This window comes from Mycobacterium sp., from assembly GCF_051006775.1.
Lineage (GTDB): Bacteria > Actinomycetota > Actinomycetes > Mycobacteriales > Mycobacteriaceae > Mycobacterium.
In genome coordinates, this window is record NZ_JBPCSX010000095.1 from 1 (window position 1) to 17,041 (window position 17,041).

17 protein-coding genes and 1 pseudogene are annotated in these 17,041 nt (G+C 65.7%); 10 read left to right on the forward strand and 8 right to left on the reverse strand.

Features of this window, described 5'->3' with window-relative positions:
- The 4 genes from ACR2JI_RS06875 to ACR2JI_RS06890 form a co-directional block, all read left to right on the forward strand.
- Positions 1-258, forward strand: a 258-nt coding sequence (locus tag ACR2JI_RS06875; RefSeq protein ID WP_526389335.1) for a hypothetical protein, incomplete at its 5' end; no start/stop codon positions are given.
- A gap of 151 nt (positions 259-409) precedes the next feature.
- Entirely contained in the window at positions 410-838 is a 429-nt protein-coding gene (locus ACR2JI_RS06880) for a DUF4189 domain-containing protein (RefSeq protein WP_526389336.1), read from the forward strand.
- A 38-nt stretch (positions 839-876) separates the two neighbouring features.
- Positions 877-1,101: a hypothetical protein gene (locus ACR2JI_RS06885; RefSeq protein ID WP_526389337.1), complete on the forward strand. Its 225-nt coding sequence runs from the start codon at positions 877-879 to the stop codon at positions 1,099-1,101.
- A gap of 25 nt (positions 1,102-1,126) precedes the next feature.
- Entirely contained in the window at positions 1,127-1,399 is a 273-nt protein-coding gene (locus ACR2JI_RS06890) for a Dabb family protein (protein WP_526389338.1), read from the forward strand.
- A gap of 11 nt (positions 1,400-1,410) precedes the next feature.
- Here the strand turns inward: ACR2JI_RS06890 and ACR2JI_RS06895 are convergent, their stop codons facing one another.
- Together ACR2JI_RS06895 and ACR2JI_RS06900 are read right to left on the reverse strand one after the other, a co-directional pair.
- Positions 1,411-3,996 carry an alpha-L-rhamnosidase C-terminal domain-containing protein gene (locus ACR2JI_RS06895; RefSeq protein ID WP_526389339.1) on the reverse strand — a complete coding sequence of 862 codons (2,586 nt, stop codon included), beginning with the start codon at positions 3,994-3,996 and terminating at the stop codon, positions 1,411-1,413.
- 278 nt (positions 3,997-4,274) lie between these two features.
- A complete protein-coding gene (locus ACR2JI_RS06900) occupies positions 4,275-4,634 on the reverse strand; it encodes an Rv2640c family ArsR-like transcriptional regulator (protein WP_526389340.1) in 360 nt (119 codons plus the stop codon).
- Positions 4,635-4,732: 98 nt separating this feature from the next.
- On the opposite strand from ACR2JI_RS06900, the gene ACR2JI_RS06905 reads away from it, so the two are divergent.
- The gene (locus ACR2JI_RS06905) at positions 4,733-5,173 is read left to right on the forward strand and encodes an ArsI/CadI family heavy metal resistance metalloenzyme (protein ID WP_526389341.1); all 441 of its coding nucleotides are present in this window, start codon (positions 4,733-4,735) and stop codon (positions 5,171-5,173) included.
- Positions 5,170-6,620: pseudogene (gene arsB / locus ACR2JI_RS06910) on the forward strand (ACR3 family arsenite efflux transporter). Before ACR2JI_RS06905 ends, arsB begins: the two are co-directional and overlap by 4 nt.
- A gap of 32 nt (positions 6,621-6,652) precedes the next feature.
- On the opposite strand, the gene ACR2JI_RS06915 reads toward arsB, so the two are convergent.
- The 4 genes from ACR2JI_RS06915 to ACR2JI_RS06930 form a co-directional block, all read right to left on the reverse strand.
- Positions 6,653-7,678, reverse strand: a complete 1,026-nt coding sequence (locus ACR2JI_RS06915; protein WP_526389342.1) for a glycoside hydrolase family 6 protein — start codon at positions 7,676-7,678, stop codon at positions 6,653-6,655.
- 17 nt (positions 7,679-7,695) lie between these two features.
- Positions 7,696-8,232 carry a hypothetical protein gene (locus ACR2JI_RS06920; RefSeq protein ID WP_526389343.1) on the reverse strand — a complete coding sequence of 179 codons (537 nt, stop codon included), beginning with the start codon at positions 8,230-8,232 and terminating at the stop codon, positions 7,696-7,698.
- Positions 8,229-8,825, reverse strand: a complete 597-nt coding sequence (locus tag ACR2JI_RS06925) for a hypothetical protein (protein ID WP_526389344.1) — start codon at positions 8,823-8,825, stop codon at positions 8,229-8,231. Before ACR2JI_RS06925 ends, ACR2JI_RS06920 begins: the two co-directional genes overlap by 4 nt.
- 71 nt (positions 8,826-8,896) lie before the next feature.
- Complete coding sequence (locus ACR2JI_RS06930) at positions 8,897-9,862, reverse strand: acyl-ACP desaturase (RefSeq protein ID WP_526389345.1); 966 nt, start codon at positions 9,860-9,862, stop codon at positions 8,897-8,899.
- 284 nt (positions 9,863-10,146) lie between these two features.
- On the opposite strand from ACR2JI_RS06930, the gene ACR2JI_RS06935 reads away from it, so the two are divergent.
- Together ACR2JI_RS06935 and ACR2JI_RS06940 are read left to right on the forward strand one after the other, a co-directional pair.
- Positions 10,147-11,172 carry a fused (3R)-hydroxyacyl-ACP dehydratase subunits HadA/HadB gene (locus ACR2JI_RS06935; RefSeq protein WP_526389346.1) on the forward strand — a complete coding sequence of 342 codons (1,026 nt, stop codon included), beginning with the start codon at positions 10,147-10,149 and terminating at the stop codon, positions 11,170-11,172.
- 9 nt (positions 11,173-11,181) lie between these two features.
- The gene (locus ACR2JI_RS06940) at positions 11,182-11,868 is read left to right on the forward strand and encodes a TVP38/TMEM64 family protein (protein WP_526389347.1); all 687 of its coding nucleotides are present in this window, start codon (positions 11,182-11,184) and stop codon (positions 11,866-11,868) included.
- 2 nt (positions 11,869-11,870) lie between these two features.
- Here ACR2JI_RS06940 and speD read toward each other — a convergent pair whose 3' ends face one another.
- Positions 11,871-13,166 carry an adenosylmethionine decarboxylase gene (gene speD, locus ACR2JI_RS06945; RefSeq protein ID WP_526389348.1) on the reverse strand — a complete coding sequence of 432 codons (1,296 nt, stop codon included), beginning with the start codon at positions 13,164-13,166 and terminating at the stop codon, positions 11,871-11,873.
- Positions 13,167-13,246: 80 nt separating this feature from the next.
- On the opposite strand from speD, the gene ACR2JI_RS06950 reads away from it, so the two are divergent.
- The gene (locus tag ACR2JI_RS06950) at positions 13,247-14,884 is read left to right on the forward strand and encodes a peptide chain release factor 3 (protein WP_526389349.1); all 1,638 of its coding nucleotides are present in this window, start codon (positions 13,247-13,249) and stop codon (positions 14,882-14,884) included.
- Between the two features lie 5 nt (positions 14,885-14,889).
- Here ACR2JI_RS06950 and ACR2JI_RS06955 read toward each other — a convergent pair whose 3' ends face one another.
- Positions 14,890-15,780: an SDR family NAD(P)-dependent oxidoreductase gene (locus tag ACR2JI_RS06955; protein WP_526389350.1), complete on the reverse strand. Its 891-nt coding sequence runs from the start codon at positions 15,778-15,780 to the stop codon at positions 14,890-14,892.
- A 173-nt stretch (positions 15,781-15,953) separates the two neighbouring features.
- On the opposite strand from ACR2JI_RS06955, the gene ACR2JI_RS06960 reads away from it, so the two are divergent.
- On the forward strand, positions 15,954-16,910 hold the full coding sequence (locus ACR2JI_RS06960) for an amidohydrolase family protein (RefSeq protein ID WP_526389351.1): 957 nt from the start codon (positions 15,954-15,956) through the stop codon (positions 16,908-16,910).
- Positions 16,911-17,041: the final 131 nt, after the last annotated feature.

Sequence of the window (17,041 nt, forward strand, 5' to 3'; positions counted from 1 at the left end):
GTGGCGATCGCATTGGACGCGTCGTGGAAGCCGTTGGTCAGGGCGAATGCGAGCGCAAAGCCGATGGCGACGATCAGCCCGACCTGCATCAGTCACCCCCTCACCCGGCGACACCACTCCGAAGGCCGCGGTTACCGCCTGGGAAACATAGCAAGAACGCACGGTGAACAGTCCCGGATCGCCGGCTGCGTGATCCCGAAGTCACTCGACACTCTGCGGTCGGGAGACCTGCCGACCGCCGACACCGCCGATGCGTAGTTCTCCACCTCGACCGCACCCAAGGCTCTGGACGCGATGAAAACACTGACCTGCAGCGCGCCCAAGAGCATCAGGGTGCCGCAGTAGACCGCGACCCCCCGCGGGCAGAGATGCTAGGTTCACTCAAAGTTCATCTCGGGAGAGGACCGGTATGGCCAACAAACGTTTGGTTTCGGTGATCGTGGCTGCGGGCGTCATCACCGCAGGGGTTTCGATCACGACAGCCTGGGCAGGCGGCCCGGGCGGCGCTGTCGAGGACACCGATATCTCCGAGGCCGTCGGCACCGGCGTCTTCGACGACGAGTTGGTGGGTTTCCTCGCAAGTGCCCCCACCAATGATCAAGCAGCCGCAAGCGTGATCGCGGCATGCCAGGCCGCCGGCGGCTCGGAGTGCACCGCCGACGAGGTGACCAACGAAAATCTCTGCATCGCGTCCGTCGCTGACGATGACACCGATGTAGTGGCCGGCGGCGCCGGCGTCACAGTGGAGGCGGCCCGTATCGACGCAATCGCCAAAGCGGCCGCCAACGGCACCCCCATTGCCGCCGACAGCCCCATCGTGATCTCGGACTGCCCGTGATGAGCACGCGGATTTCCACCGGAAAGGTAAAGCAGCACATGGCACATCGCAGGACCTCCGTACTGGTGATGGCGAGTGCGCTGGTCGTGGCCGGCATCGCGATGCCGGTAGCCGATGCCCGGCCGAACTGCCAGAGTTCGGACTTCCAGACCGTCTGCCAGACCAACGGCAGCGTGTCGATCAAGGCCCGGCCTGGAACCGTGGCGCCGCCGGCGAACATGCCGCACATCCCGTGGCTCGGGGCCCCGGGTCGTCGTCGCTGACCTGTCGATGGTCTTCACCCACGTCGTGACGTTCAAATGGCGCGACGACGGTTTCGACTCGGGCGGTATCGCGATGGCCTTACGCACCCTCGTCTCAGGTTTCGACGGTGTGGTCAGTTACCGGTGCGGGCCCGATACGGGGTTCACCCCTGGTGCCTATGACTTCGCGGTGGTCGCCAACTTCGAGGACCGGCAGAGTTTCGTGGCCTATCGCGACGATCCTGAACACCAGCGGATTCTCACCGACATGATCCTGCCGAATCTGGCGGTGCGCACCGTCGTTCAGATCCAGGACTGAGCGCCGGGCGCCTACCAGGCCCAGGTGTGTGACCCGGTCACCGCGCTGAACGCGACATAACCGTCCGCGGTGAGCGATGCAATCGCACCGTTGACGGCCGATGCGCCGTCCCACACTTCGACGCCATCGGAGAAAATGACGCGGGCCGATCCCAGGGTGGGGACAGCGACGGTTCCCGAGGTGCCGACGGGAGCCTCGACGGTCATCCGGAAGACGTTGTCCCCCAGCTGCCATCGCGATCGAATATCGCCCTGCGCGCTGGGCGTCTGACCCTGCGCCCAGGCGAGACCCTCCGGGAAAGGCTTGACCTGCCAGGTCTGATACGCAACCGAGGTGGGCTGGATGCCGACAACGTAATCGGACAGCGCCGAAGTCGCGCCGGTACTCCAGGCGTGTGACGCCGAGTCGCCGAACAGATACCGCAGTTGGCTGGCCGACAGGTCGCCGCCCGGAAGGTTGATCCGCTCCCAGGTGGTGCCGGGGCTGCTATCGGCCATGTAGCCCCAGGTGGCCAGCATCTGCTGCATAGCCAGATCCGGCCGTCCAGCAAGGTAATTGGCGGGCAACGTGAAGCTGCCGATAAATGGAGAGACTATCTGCGGATACCCACTGATGCCCTCTTCGGCGGCGCGCAGTCCGTATGCAGTACTGAGCGAATCCGACAGGGTCGCCACGATCTGTTCCGACTGGTCGGCGTCGGCGACTCCGTACAGCACCGCCCAGGAGTTCGCGTCCTGCACGACAAAACCACGACGGTCCGTGGCGGCGTCGTAAGCCCCGATGTCGGGGTTCCAGAGATTGGCGTTGATCGCCGCCTTCAGCGCTGCGGCTTGTGCGGTGTACTGCACGGCTGAGGCGGTGTCGCCGATGGCCTCGGCAAGGACTGCCGCACTGGTAAGGCTGTTGTACTGAATCATGTTGGTGGAGGCCACTTGTCCCACGGCCCTGCCGACCACGCTCCAGTCCAGGCTGGCCATCGCCGGCACATCGACCAGACCCGTCGTCGGGTTGATCAGAGAGTTGCCGTAGGTCATCGCGCGCTGAACCGCCGCCCAGTTTTCACGGACGAACTCGGTGTCGCCGGTGATCTTGTAGTAGTTGCCCATATTCTGCGACAGCGCCATCGAGTAACTCGCGCCCCAGAATTCGCAACCGCCGCTGGACACGCCACTGCACACACCCGCTGCCGGGCCCGGATCGGACAGAGTCGTCGGGACGGCGAAGGGAAGGCTGAGGAACTCCAGGACAAACGCCTTGACCGGATTGTCGCTGATGATCTGGAGGCCGTTGCGGATCAGGGTGTCGCCGGCCGCGCCGAGGACGTCGTGCGCGGTCGTCCCCGCGACGAGCAGGTCGCCGGCCCAGACAGCCCGGTCGCGTTTGGCTGCCTCGCCCAGGATGGACAGCGGATACGGTCCGGCGAATCCCGGTGTGCCGGCTGGGATCTCGTCCAGATTCACCGTGTAGGCCCCGGCGTACCAGATCCGGTTGATCTGATCGGCATTAGACAGGAAGTTACCGGCGTACTCCTCCGGCGAGCGCAGCGGAGCGGTCAGTTCGGTGACGATGTTGGTCAGCGTGATGGTGCCGGGAAGGTTCAGTACGATCCGCTGGTAGCGGAAGCCGCCCTGCAACTGGCTGCCCTGAAACGACCCGTTGCCGATCACCGGGATCATCTGGAAGGTGAGCGGATCGCCGGAGTTCGCCAACAGCGCCGAACTGAACGCACCGTCGCCGATGGCACTCAGGTTGTTCGATGACTCGCTGTAGGAGGCCTGGAGCAGGTTCGGCGTCGCCCCGTAATAGCTGAAACGGGTGTAGCCGCCGACATCCTGGCCGTAATCGAGGATCACCATCGGTGCCTGTCCACCGATGGCGTAGTTCAGGGTGATCTCGCCATTGTCGCCGACCGTGACGCCGTCGTTCGTGTAGTAGAGGCTGACCGGTGAGATGCGGCAGGGCTGTCCCTGCGAGCAGTCCTGCGGGGTGATGACGTAGCGCTGCCAACCATCCTGGGCTGCAATGGGACTCGCGGACAGCGCCCGAGGGTCACCGGTGATCAACGGCGCAGGCTCCGTGGGTGTGACCGTGATCGCCACCCGCGCCGGAACGGAACCGGTGTAGGGCGTCGCAAGTCCGAATAGTTGCAGGTTATTCACGAGTTGTGGGCCGAGTACCGGAACATAGGAAAGGAGATCGACGATGCCGTGGAAGGTCGGGAACTGCCCCGGGGTCTGATCGCTGACGACGATGTTGAACTGATCGAAGCCGCCGAGAGCGTTCATTTCCGAGGGCGCGACGTAGGTGAAGTCTCCGGTGCTCTGATCGACGTCGAGTGCGCCGCCGTTCTGCGGTGTGCCGATATAGGTGTAGCGCAGGGTGTCTCCGTCGGCGTCGGCCGCGCCGAGGTTTCCGGTCACCACCGCCTGTCCGGTCGCGCTGGTGGTTTGGCCGTAGATCACCGGGGTGATGGTCGGCGAGGAGTTGAAGAACTCCCGGCGCAATGCACCCAGGATGTCCAGAGCGCCGACGGCATCGGCCTTCCGGCGTGGCGGAACGGCAGAGGCGGTGGTGGGGCGCCGCGACACCGCTGCCACAGATGCGATTCCCGGCTGGCTTCGCGATGGCTTCGCTGCGGGTCGCGGCGACGACGACGGCTTCGCGCTCGCGGGGCGGGGCTTACCAGGTGCGGTCACCCCCGATGGGGCTTCCCCGGTGTCTGCGGACGCGCTCTGGCTCGCCGCCAGTGCCGCACCTATTCCGAGGGCCACAGCCAATGCTCCGACCCGACCGACGTACCGTGCGGCACCCATGGCGCTCCTCTCAGGGGTATCGACCTGAAATTACGACATGGTCGCGGGCTTACGCGGTGGTTTCAGCTGCAGCAGTTGGGGTCAAGGGCGGCGCAGAGCGCCTGCAGTGCCTCCGGGCGGATCCGGTGGAAGACGTTCATGCCGCGGCGCTCGGAGAGCACCAGGCCGGCCTTGCGCAGTTGGGTCAGATGGTGACTGACCGTCGACTCGGTCAGATTGAGGACCGAGGCGAGTTCGCCGGACCCCTGTTCACCGGCGGCCGAACTGAACAGGTACGACACGATCTTGACGCGAACCGGGTCGGCGAGCGCCTTGAGACGGAGTGCGATGTGCAGGGCGTCGTCATCGTTCATCGGACCGGATGCCACCGGGGCGCAGCACACCGGTGCGGTGGTGTCGATGACCGGCAATGTTTTGGGCATGGGACCACTGTGCCAGAGATATTGACATATATCAAAAAGGTCGGCATGCTGGGGCCGTCGGTACTTCGACATATGTCCAACGGTTCAGGAGGAGTCCCATGTCCCGCGTGCAGCTCGCACTCAACGTCGACGACCTCGACGCCGCGATCGCGTTCTATTCGAAACTGTTCGGCGCCGAGCCCGCGAAGGTCAAGCCCGGCTATGCCAACTTTGCAATCACCGAGCCGGCGCTGAAGCTCGTGCTGCTGGAGAACCCCGGCCGGGGCGGCACCCTCAACCACCTCGGCGTGGAGGTGGAGTCCAGCGAGACGGTGCACTCCGAGATCGCCCGGCTGACCGACGAGGGTTTGTTCACCGAGGAGGAGATCGGGGCGACGTGTTGTTTCGCCACCCAGGACAAGGTGTGGGTCACCGGTCCCGGCGGAGAACGGTGGGAGATCTACACCGTGCTTGCCGACGCTGAGACTTTTTTTGGGACCACATCCGGCGATATCGGAATCGAGGCGGTCGGCGCCGGCCAGGGTGGCTGCTGCGGATGACCCCCACCTCCCCGCCTGAAACACACGTCGCGGCAAGGCTTTCCACTCTTGATCGGTTGTTGCCGGTGTGGATCGGCGCCGCGATGGCACTCGGTCTGCTACTGGGCCGGTTGATCCCGGGCCTGGGTTCTGCGATCGGCGCGGTGGAGATCGATGGGGTTTCACTGCCCATCGCCCTGGGCCTGCTGGTGATGATGTACCCGGTGCTGGCGAAGGTGCGCTACGACCGCCTCGACACCGTCACCCGCGACCGAAAGCTGCTGCTGGCCGCGCTGTTCCTGGTCTGGGTCATCGGACCGGCGCTGATGTTCACGCTGGCATGGGTGTTCCTCCCGGACCTGCCCGCCTACCGCACCGGCATCATCATCGTCGGACTCGCTCCATGTATCGCGATGGTGATCATCTGGAATGACCTGGCCCGCGGCGACCGTGAAGCGGCCGCCGTTCTGGTCGCGATCAACTCGGTGATCCAGGTCCTGATCTTCGCGGTACTGGGTTGGTTCTACCTATCGGTGCTGCCCGGCTGGCTGGGTATGAACCAGACCGAAATCAGCACCTCAACATGGCAGATCGCGAAGTCTGTGCTGATTTTTCTCGGTATCCCACTGGTGGCCGGCTACCTGACCCGCCGCTACGGCGAAAAGGCCCGCGGCCGACAGTGGTACGAACAGACGTTCCTGCCGAGGATCGGCCCGTGGGCACTGTACGGACTGCTGTTCACCATCGTGATCCTGTTCGCACTGCAGGGTGATCAGATCACGTCCCGGCCACTGGACGTGGTGCGTATCGCGCTGCCCCTGCTGGTGTATTTCGCGATCATGTGGACCAGTGGCTACCTACTGGGTGCGGCGCTGAAACTGGGCTATCCGCGGACCACCACGCTGGCCTTCACCTCCGCGGGCAATAACTTCGAACTCGCCATCGCCGTCGCGATCGCCACCTACGGAGCGACATCCGGCCAGGCCCTGGCCGGGGTGGTGGGCCCGCTGATAGAAGTGCCGGTTCTGGTCGGTCTGGTGTACGTCTCACTGGCCCTGCGAAGGTTCTTCCCATGACGCCGAGTGTGCTGTTCGTCTGCGTGCACAACGCGGGGCGGTCGCAGATGGCTGCCGGACTGCTGGCGCATCTGGCCGGTGATCGCATCGAGGTGCGCTCTGCCGGAACGCAACCCGCCGACCAGATCAATCCCGCGGCGGTTCAGGCGATGAATGAGCTCGGCATCGATATCACCTCGGCGACTCCGAAGATCCTCACCGGCGAGGCCGTCGAGACCAGTGATGTCGTCATCACCATGGGCTGTGGTGATACCTGCCCGTATTTCCCCGGGGTGTCCTACCGGGATTGGAAGCTCGACGATCCGGCGGGACAACCGATCGAGGTGGTGCGGCGCATCCGTGACGATATCGCCGCCCGCGTCCGGGAGTTGATTTCCGAACTCGAAGCCTGAATTCCCCGGCAGGCCAACGAATCCCGGTGAGGTTACCGAGTCGCGTTGTTGACCAGTTCGATGGCGTAGCTGTTGACGAAACTGCCCGCGTGGGGTTCGCCGCGATCGCATGAGCCGTCGGACTCGCCGGGACGTTTGACCCACAGGTAGGCGTCGGCGTGTGCGCCCGCGGTGTTGGTGGTGGGCGCTGTGCCCAACGCGCGGCCACTCGGGTTGCACCAGTTCAGCGGACTCTCCGGAGCCGGCCCCGCTCCGTTGCGCCCGGTGTCGATCACGTAGTGCGCGCCGTTGGTGAGCGCGGAAACGGCTTCGCCATAACCGATCTGCTCAGCGGTGGTGTAGAAGTTCGAGGTGTTCAGACTGAATCCGCGGGCCTTGCTGACACCCACCTGGTTGAGCCGGTTGGCGATCTCCTCGGCGGGCAGCCACCGCGAGTGCCCGCCATCGATGTACACCACGGCGGCCGGATTGGCCGTGAGCGCATCGACGGCGTAGCGCATCAGGCCGAAGCGCTCCTGTCGCTGGTCGGGGGAGAGGCAGTCGGCCATATCGAGCGCATCAGGTTCCAGGATGAAGGTGGCCGGCATCGGGCCCAGGCCCGTCGCGATGGCGTCGATCCACTGCTGATAACCGGCGGCCGAGGCGAAGCCACCGGCCGCGAAGCTGCCGCAGTCCCGGTGCGGGATCGCGTAGAGCGCGAACACCGGCATGCTGCCGGCGGCCTGCGCAGCACCGGCGATCCGGGCGACAGTGCTGTTCGCTTTACCTGAGGGGAATGCTTCGTCGAGCCAGTAGGCAGCGGGGGTGTTGGCGATCGCGGCGAGTACCGGAGTGCTCTTCGCAGCACGCATGGCATTAGAGATGGGATCGACGTAGAACGGCTTCCCGGCCAGCGGGTTGGACTCATCGACCAGGCGAATGGCCGGTGCGGGGGCGGACGTCAGGCTGAGGCCGACAACCGTCGCGGCGGAGAGAAGCGGGGTGACCCATCGGGCGAGCGCGGTGACAGCGGAGGAAAACACTCCCAGAAAATAATGCGGCGCGCCGTCAAGCGCCAATCAATGGCGAAAGTCCCTCACCCCCAGGCGGAGATCCGCCCGGAAACCGCATCGAATCGGATCGGAACGCTGTTGGGCACTGTCGGGGTGGTCGCCATCGGATCGCCGGGGTGCCGTTCCAGGAATCGGTAGACGAACCGGCCGTCGACGACCTCGATTTTCTCCGGTGCGATGCGATCACCGAGCGGCAGGGCGTTGGTCGCGTGCCAGGAGCCGCCGTCGTTGACGGCGAGCACCGCGTAATAGAAGGTTCCGCTACCCGCGGGATCATCGGCGAGCAGCAGGGCCACATCGTCGGTGCCATCGCCGGTGGCGTCGCCGCTGACCGGCTCGCCCACAATGCGGACGGTTTCGGTGGCCGCCGACCCGGGCGCGGATGGCTTCGTCGCGACCCCGTTGACCAGGGTGAAACTCTGATCGCCGATCGTCACGAGGAGGTGCTGGGTCGCAGACGGCTGGGAGTGTTGAGGACCGAGGCTGGTCCGGATGACGACGAACAGCACACCAAGCGCCACTGTGGCGGCGACCAGTAATGCCAGTAGCGGCTTTTTCACGGCGCGGGCGGCGCGACCGGGACGGTGGTCACCGGCACGCCCGGAGTGCCGTACTGATATCCCGGCGGGGGTGGTCCGTTGACGGAGTAGTACCCGGGCGGCAGGGCCGGTCGCCCGGTTGCCGGGCCGCCCGCGGGGACCGTCGACGCGGTTTCCGAACCCGGCGCATTCGTGGAGACGTATCCAGGCGGCAGGGCCGGCGCCGGACCCGCCCCCGGCGGTGGCGTGGGCTGCCCCTCCGGTGCCATCAGGCCGTCGGCCGTCATCATGGGGTTCCTGGCCTGGTCCCACAGATCCTTGAGGGTTCCCATGATGCCGCCGCCGTACTTGCCCGATCCGTAGGTCTGGTTCTGGACCGGCGGCACGCGCGGTTGCATGACAGCGGGATCGGGGGGCGGAGCGGCCGGGTCACCGGCCGGCAGCACCTGCTGGTTGGGCGTCATGGGTCCGGGAGGCGGAGGCACCGGGGAGGTCGTGACCGGCGCCACCGGGTCTGCCGGATCAGCCGGCACCGGAGCGGCCCAGGCCAGCGCGGCACCGACGATCGTGGCGCCCACCAGCGCCACGGCGCCGATGCGGTGATGGTGATTCATGGGTTCGGCGATCCTCCTCTGCTGGCATCGTCGCACAAGCCCACCCCCGGCGTTACCGCGCGAACAGCCGCCTACTGCAAGACCAGCGCCTTCTGGGCTTCCCGGGCCAGCATGCGGTCGCGTTGCTCCTCGAATTTCGTCACCTGCGTATCAAGGGTGACGAGGTATTCCGCCAGTTGTTCACGACGCTGCTCGCCGGTCGAGGTGAAGTCGGTGCGTTCGAAGATCTGCCACTTGCGCAGATTCGGCAACACGACCTCATCGCGGTGCTGGCGCGGGTCGTAGATGCCGTGCTTGGCCATCATCACGCCGTTGCGCCGGAAGTTGGGCATGCCCTGACCGGGCATCCGAAAGTTCTCCACCACGCACGCGAGAGCTTCCAGGGTCTGATCCGGCGCGACGTCCAATGCCGCACCGCACACGTCGCGGTAGAAGATCATGTGCAGGTTCTCGTCAGCCGCCACGCGTTGAAGCATCCGCTCGGCGACATCCTCGTTACAGGCCTTGCCGGTGTTGCGGTGGCTCACTCGAGTCGCGAGTTCCTGGAAGGAGACATATGCGAGCGACAGCAGGAAGTCGGTCTTATGCCGGGCTTCCTCTTCCGGGGTGGCCGCGAAGCCGTAGGTCATGTGTGCCATCCGGGCACGTTCCAGTTCGACGGGATCGACCGCGCGGGTGACCACGAGGTAGTCGCGCAGCACAATGCTGTGCCGCGCCTCCTCAGCGGTCCAGCGGCCGACCCAGGTACCCCAGGCGCCGTCGCGGGAGAAGTATTCGGCCGCCTGATGGTGATAGGAGGGCAGGTTGTCCTCGGTCAGCAGATTGGTGATCATCGCCGCTTTGGCGACCTCGCTCAGCTGCGACTGCTCAGGGGACCAGTCGTCGCCACCCATCGCCGCGAAATTCCGGCCGTCGTCCCACGGCACGAAATCGTGCGGGTGCCATTCAACCGAAGCCGCCAGATGCCTGTTGAGATATTCCTCGGCTGTCGGCTCGAGTTCCTTGAGCAATTCAGGGTCAGTTAGCTGGCGCGACATAGATTCCTCATCCTGCTTCGGGCAGTGGGCCAACGCCCGGGCCGCGCCTTGGGATCCGCGCATCTCACGGAAACCAGTTACATCGCAACCGATCTTACCTTGTCAGGGGGTTTTCAACGATTCGGCGGCGGTGACGGATACCTGACGGCGCCCAGCGACCCGGTGCAGGCCCGAATCGGTGACAAACAGGTACGCGACTATCCTCACGGTGTTCACTTCTCGTCACCCCATCGCTGTAAGGGCGATGCCCGAGATTGGCCGACGCGAATAACAGTTGGGAATCCATGACCGCAGCATCAGGCGCACCGGATCTCGAGGCCCGGGTCGGCCACTACTACCAGATGGACGGCACCTACCTGGTGGGCCGGGAGAAGGTGCGCGAATATGCCCGCGCCGTGCAGGATTACCACCCCGCGCACTGGGATGTCGACGGCGCCGCGGCACTGGGTTACTCAGGTCTGGTGACGCCGCTGACCTTCACCTCGACCCCCGGCATGTCCTGTAACCGCGAGATGTTCGAATCCGTCGTCGTCGGTTACGACACCTATGTTCAGACCGAGGAGGTCTTCGAGGCGCACCGTCCGATCGTCGCCGGGGACGAACTGCATATCGACGTTGAACTGACATCGGTGCGCAAGATCGCCGGCCGGGATCTGATCACGGTGACCAATACCTTCACCGACGCCGCCGGTGAGCGGGTGCACACCCTGCACACCACAGTTGTCGGCGTCACCTCCGATGACATCAATCCTGCGGTCAAGGCGGCCGTGCAAAAAATGATGATGCACGACATGGACATCATGGCCGTCGGAGAAGGCAGCTACGAGAAGACGGTGCGCCCCGAGGGTGAGGTCCGGATCGCGCAGGGCGGTGCGACCCGCACACCCGGCACGCCGAACTTCGACGACGTGAAGGTCGGCGACGAATTGCCGGTGCACCACACCCGGCTCTCGCGCGGCGATCTGGTGAACTACGCCGGCGTCGCCGGTGACGCCAACCCAATCCACTGGGACGAGGAGATCGCCAAGCTGGCGGGCCTGCCGGATGTGATCGCGCACGGCATGTTGACCATGGGTCTGGGCGCCGGATTCGTCTCGGCTTGGTCAGGTGATCCCGGTGCAGTCACGCGCTACGCGGTGCGGCTGTCCGCGCCCGCGATCGTGCCGTCCGGAGGGGGCGCGGACATCGAGTTCAGCGGCCGGATCAAATCGCTGGATCCCGAGACCCGCTCCGGCGTGGTCCTGGTGGCCGCAAAGTCCGAGGGCCGCAAGATCTTCGGCCTCGCGACGGCGGACATCCGCTTCCGCTGAGCCGATTCAGTGACCGATATCGCGGACTCCCCGGCCGGCAGCCGGCGGTCGCACATCCTGCGGTTGGTTGTGTTCGCCGCCTTCCTGGCGATCGTGTTCTATCTCGTCGTCGTCCGGCACGTCGTCGATATCGAGGCCGTCCGCGCTGTGGTCGCCAAATCCGGACCGGCGGCGCCGCTGCTCTATGTCCCGATCTCGGCGATCCTGGCGTCGATCTTCGTTCCCGGTCCGCTTCTTGCCGCCGGTAGCGGACTGCTGTTCGGACCCGTGCTCGGAACCGCGGTCACCTTGTGTTCGGCGGCGTTGACGGCGACAATCGCCGCCTACGTCGGCAGACGTGCCGGTCGGGAAAGTGCGCGTGCTCTGGTTGGCGCGGAATGGGCTGGCCGCATCGACGCACAGATCCAGCGTCGCGGGCTGTGGGCGGTCGTCGGCCAACGATTCGTTCCCGGCATCTCCGATGCGCTGGCCTCATATGTCTTCGGCGCCTTCGGCTTACCGTTGTGGCAGATGGCCATTGGGGCGTTCATCGGATCAGCACCGCGGGCATTCGTCTACACCGCGCTGGGCGCGTCGATCTCCAACTTCAGATCACCGTTGGCGTACGCGGCGGTAGCCGTCTGGTGTGTGACCGCGATCATCGGCGCATTCGCCGCCCACCGCGGATACCGCAGCTGGCGTGCCGGCCGGAAATGAACTCAGGCCTCCCAGCCGGCAGCACCCATCGTCGCCGGCGGGGCGCTATCGCGATAGACGTCGGTTCTGGCGTCGATCGCGGCCGCCAGGTACGGCGGCACGCTGAGCTTGCCGCGCAGAAGTTCCGGGGTGAGCCAACGGTGCTGACCGGAGATTTCGCCGGTGTGGCGCGCTATCGTGTCGACCCCGAGCCGGCTGATGAGATCCTGCTTTGAGGCGATGACGAAGCCGAGATCCCGGCCGTAGCAGGGGGCGTCGACAGCGTACGGAATCACCGATGGGAACACCGCGCTCAGCGTGCGGATGACCTTCGCGTGCAGTGTCACCTCGATCGGCGACGCGGGCCCGGCCTGTACGGCGAGCACGCCATGCGGACGCAGCACGCGGGCGATCTCGGTGAAGAACTCGACGGTGAAGCAAAAGGTCGACGGGCCGTCCTCGACCGGGTCGGTCATATCGGAGACGACGACGTCGACGCTCGCGTCCGGAACCGCGCGCAGAAACGCGACCGCGTCCTGATACACCAACCGCACCCGCGGGTCGTCGAAGGCGCCCTGATGGTGCAGTGGCAGATGCTCACGGCAGGCCGCGACGACATCGGCGTCGATATCGACCATCGTCACGTGCTCCATGGACCGCCAGCGCAGCGCCTCGCGCAGGCACGCGCCCTCACCGCCGCCGAGGATCAGCGCATCGCGGACCGGTGCGCCCGCAGCAGCGGCGTAGCACGCCGGGTGAACGATGCCCTCGTGGTAGATGAACTCGTCGGCATCGGTGCTCTGCACAACGCCGTCGAGGACGAGCATCCGGCCCCAGGTGTCGGAGCGTCCGATCAGGTAGTCCTGGTACTCGCTCGACCCACTGATGTACACCTCGGCGATGTCATGCTCGTAGCGGTCGGACGGGGTGATGAACTCCGCGAACCGGAAAGCGGGTTCGTCGGGGCCGCCGGGAACCACCCGCGGCACCGTGGCGCGCCGGACGTTGGTCGGCGCGAGGCCTTCGATCACCAGGTCGATGAGCCGCTCCGGATCGGCGGCACCACAGGTGTACGCGTCCAGCGTCGCACCACCCCACTCCGGCCAGGTGTGGATCGACACATGCGACTCCGCGAGCACGACGACGGCGGTCGCGCCCTGCGGTTTGAACGCGTGATGGTGACGGGAGAGCACGGTGGCACCCACCGCCTCGGCCGCGCGAACGAGAAGCGCCTCGAGGCCGACGCTGTCGTCGAGTAGCGGCGAGGTGGATCCGCTGATATCAGCCAGGACGTGGCTGCCGACCGTTCGCGAGGACACGAGGGCAAGACATTAGCACCCGTGGGTGGACTATTCGCCTGTTCAGAGGGTGACCTCCGCCCCGGCTAGCATCACTGGTGATGGACCACGACCTTGAAGTGCGGCCGACCACCACCGCCGCGGCAAACCGTCTGGCGGCCGAAACACGCCGCCGGCGGACCTTCGCCGTCATCAGCCACCCCGACGCCGGTAAGTCGACACTGACAGAGGCCCTCGTCCTGCACGCCAGGGTGATCACCGAGGCGGGTGCCATCCACGGCAAGGCCGGCCGGCGCGCCACGGTGTCGGACTGGATGGAGATGGAACAGGCCAGAGGTATCTCGATCACCTCCACCGCACTGCAGTTCCCCTACACCTCCCCCGACGGGCAGGACTGCGTGATCAACCTGCTCGACACCCCGGGCCACGCCGACTTCTCCGAAGACACCTACCGCGTGCTCAGCGCTGTCGATTGCGCGGTCATGCTGATCGACGCTGCGAAAGGCCTGGAGCCGCAGACCCTCAAGCTCTTTCAGGTGTGCCGGCATCGCGGCATCCCCATCCTCACCGTGATCAACAAGTGGGACCGTCCCGGCCGGGACGCCCTGTCATTGCTCGACGAGATCCAGGAGCGCATCGGGCTGCGACCCACTCCGCTGACATGGCCGGTCGGCATCGCCGGAGACTTCAAGGGCGTACTGGATCGGCGCACCGGCAACTTCATCCGGTTCACCCGTACCGCCGGAGGTGCCACCGCGGCACCCGAGGAACACATTCCTCCGGATCGGGCGGAAGAAGCCGCCGGGATCGACTGGGTCAATGCGGTCGAAGAATGCGAACTGCTCTCCGCCGATGGAAGTGACCACGACCAGGATGCGTTCCTGGGTGGCGAGACCACACCGGTGCTGTTCACCTCGGCGGCGTTGAACTTCGGCGTGAATCAACTGCTGGACAACCTGGTTCGGCTCGCGCCGCCGCCGAGCGGACAGTGTGACGCTGAGGGCAATCTGCGTCCGGTCGATTCCCCGTTCAGCGCCTTCGTGTTCAAAGTCCAGGCCGGTATGGACTCCGCCCACCGCGATCGCATCGCCTACGCGCGGGTCTGCTCGGGGACCTTCGAGCGCGGCGACGTTCTCACTCATGCCTCCAGCGGTAAGCCGTTCGTCACCAAGTACGCGCAGTCGGTGTTCGGCCAACAGCGCTCCACGCTGGACAGCGCCTGGCCGGGAGATGTGATCGGCCTGGCCAACGCGAATGCACTGCGTCCGGGCGACACCCTGTTTCGCGATGTCCCCGTTCACTTCCCGCCGATACCGAGCTTCTCGCCCGAGCATTTCGCGGTCGCTCGGGGTACCGATCCCAGTAAGCACAAGCAGTTTCGCAAGGGCATCGAACAGCTGGATCAGGAAGGTGTCGTGCAGGTGCTGCGCTCGGACAAGCGCGGCGATCAGGCTCCGGTCTTCGCCGCTGTCGGGCCGATGCAGTTCGAAGTCGCCACGCATCGGATGGCGACGGAGTTCAACGCACCGATCTCGCTGGAGTCTCTGCCCTACACCGTCGCCCGCGCGGTGGACCCGGAGGACGCACCATTCGTGGACAAGCAGGTGTCGGTGGAAGTTCTCACCCGGTCCGACGGAGTCATGCTCGCCCTGTTCACCACGAAATGGCGGCTGCAGGGTTTCCAGCAGGACAACCCCGCTGTGCGGTTGAGTTCGCTGGTGGCCGCCGGGGAGAACTGAGCGGCCTAGAGCGGGAGTGTGGTGCCGGTTTCCTGCTCGGCGAACTCCCACAGGCGCGCGGCATCGGAGTAGTCACAGGCGGCCGCAGCCCGGCCACTCAGCGTCGGCGGGCCCTTGAGCCCCCGCTTGCTGTCGATGCCGACGTAGCTTCCCGGCGGGATCGGTTCGGTGATGCAGTAGAGGGTTGGCGCGGCACCGGCGTCGATATCGTTGGCGAGGACGGTGGCGGCCGTGCTGACCACCTTGTGGAAGGCCGCCATCACCGGCTTGTCCGAAACGTTCGACAGGTTCGATGCCACCCAGCCCGGATGGGTCAGGTAGGTGCTCACGGCGCAGCCCGCAGCCCGCAGCCGACGGTCCAGTTCGAGACCCCAGAGCATCACGGCCAGCTTGGACCGTCCGTAGGCCGGCAGCGCCGACCACTTACGGGTGCGCAGGTGCGGATCGTCGAATGCGAAGGTGGCCATCTTGTGGGCGTCGGAGCCGACGTTGATGATCTTCGAACGCACCCGGGGAAACAGCAGATTGGTCAACGCGAACGGACCGAGGAAGTTCGTGCCCAGCGTGGTCTCAAAGCCATCAGGGGTTTCGGTTCGGCTCTGGGTGACCGCACCGGCATTGTTGATCAGGATGTCGACGTCACCGTCGAACAGCGCCGGAAACGCCCGCACCGAGGCCTGATCCGCGAGGTCGAGTTTGACCACGGCGGTGGCGCCGCCCATCTCGGCGGCGCGGCGAGCCCCGAGTTCGGTATCGCGCACCGCCAGGATCACCTCGGCGCCCGCGCGGGCCAGGGACCGGGCTGTCGCCAACCCCACCCCGTTAGTTGCACCGGTGACGATGACGCGTTTGCCGTTGAGATTGCCGAGTCGAGTTACCGACCATCGTGTCGTCATCGTCAGCAGCCTAGTGAGTGCGCTTGTGTTCAGCCGGCGAATTCCCGGCCCAGGCGGCAGGCGACCTCGACCACACTGCCCGGTCGGGCCGGATCGCTCCACCGCCGACCGTGCTGCCGTGTTGCTAGCGTGGCGTCACCGTAACTTGCGAGTTCGGGCAAAGGAGCCACACTGTGCCGCGTATCGACACCCACCATCACATCTTCCCGCCGGATTACCTGACCGCGTTAGCGTCGGCGGGGATTCAAGATTCAGGAGGCCATCCGGAACCGGACTGGAGTGAAGAACTCATGTTCGAGGCGATGGACCAACTTGACATCGCCACCGCCATCATGTCGGTGTCCACCCCGGGGGTTTCGTTCCTGCCGAACCCTGCTGATGCCGCTGCCCTGGCACGCGACATCAACGACTACTCCACCGCACTGGTTGCCTCCAATCCGCAGCGCTGCGGATTTTTCGCCACCATCCCGACCCCGCACATCACCGAGTCGATCGCCGAGGCCGAGCGCGCACTCGATGACCTGCATGCCGATGGGGTGGTACTGCTGGCCAACAGTGCCGGAATCTACAACAGCGCCGGCACCTACCTGGGCGAGCCCGGCCAGGAGGATCTGTTCGCATGCCTCGATCAGCGCGCGGCAGTGGTGTTCATCCACCCCAACGACCTGCCGGGTCCTCGGTTGGCTTCAATATCGCCGTTTGTCGCGGACTTTCTCCTGGACAGCGTCCGGGCCGCTTATCTGCTGGTGCGCAACGGAATTCGACGCCAGTATCCGAACATCAAGTTCATCCTGAGCCATGCCGGCGGATTCGTCCCCTACGTGTCCTACCGTCTGGCGATGGTGGCCTCCACCGAGAACGGCAGGGCCATAGCCGACAATCTCGAGGACTTCGCCAGCTTCTACTTCGACACCGCGTCGTCGTCCACCGCGGCCTCGCTACCGAGCCTGCTGGCCTTCGCCAAGCCCGGGCACGTCATTTACGGCTCCGACTTCCCCTACTCCACCGTGGAAGGAACCAAGCTCAACGACGCCGGCCTCGACGACTTCGCCGGCCTTGATGCCACCGCCCGGGAAGCGATCGAGCGGACCAACGCCCGAGTGATACTTCCCCGCCTGGACCGGGCCTGAGAGGCCCGGCAAGGGGAGCAGAATTTCCCGCAACCGCGCCGCCCGGCCACACAGCGGCGTGAACACCGATCAGACGCTGTCCGGCTTCGTCGTGGTGGCGGCGGCCAGCAGCGCATCGGTCACCCCGGTAG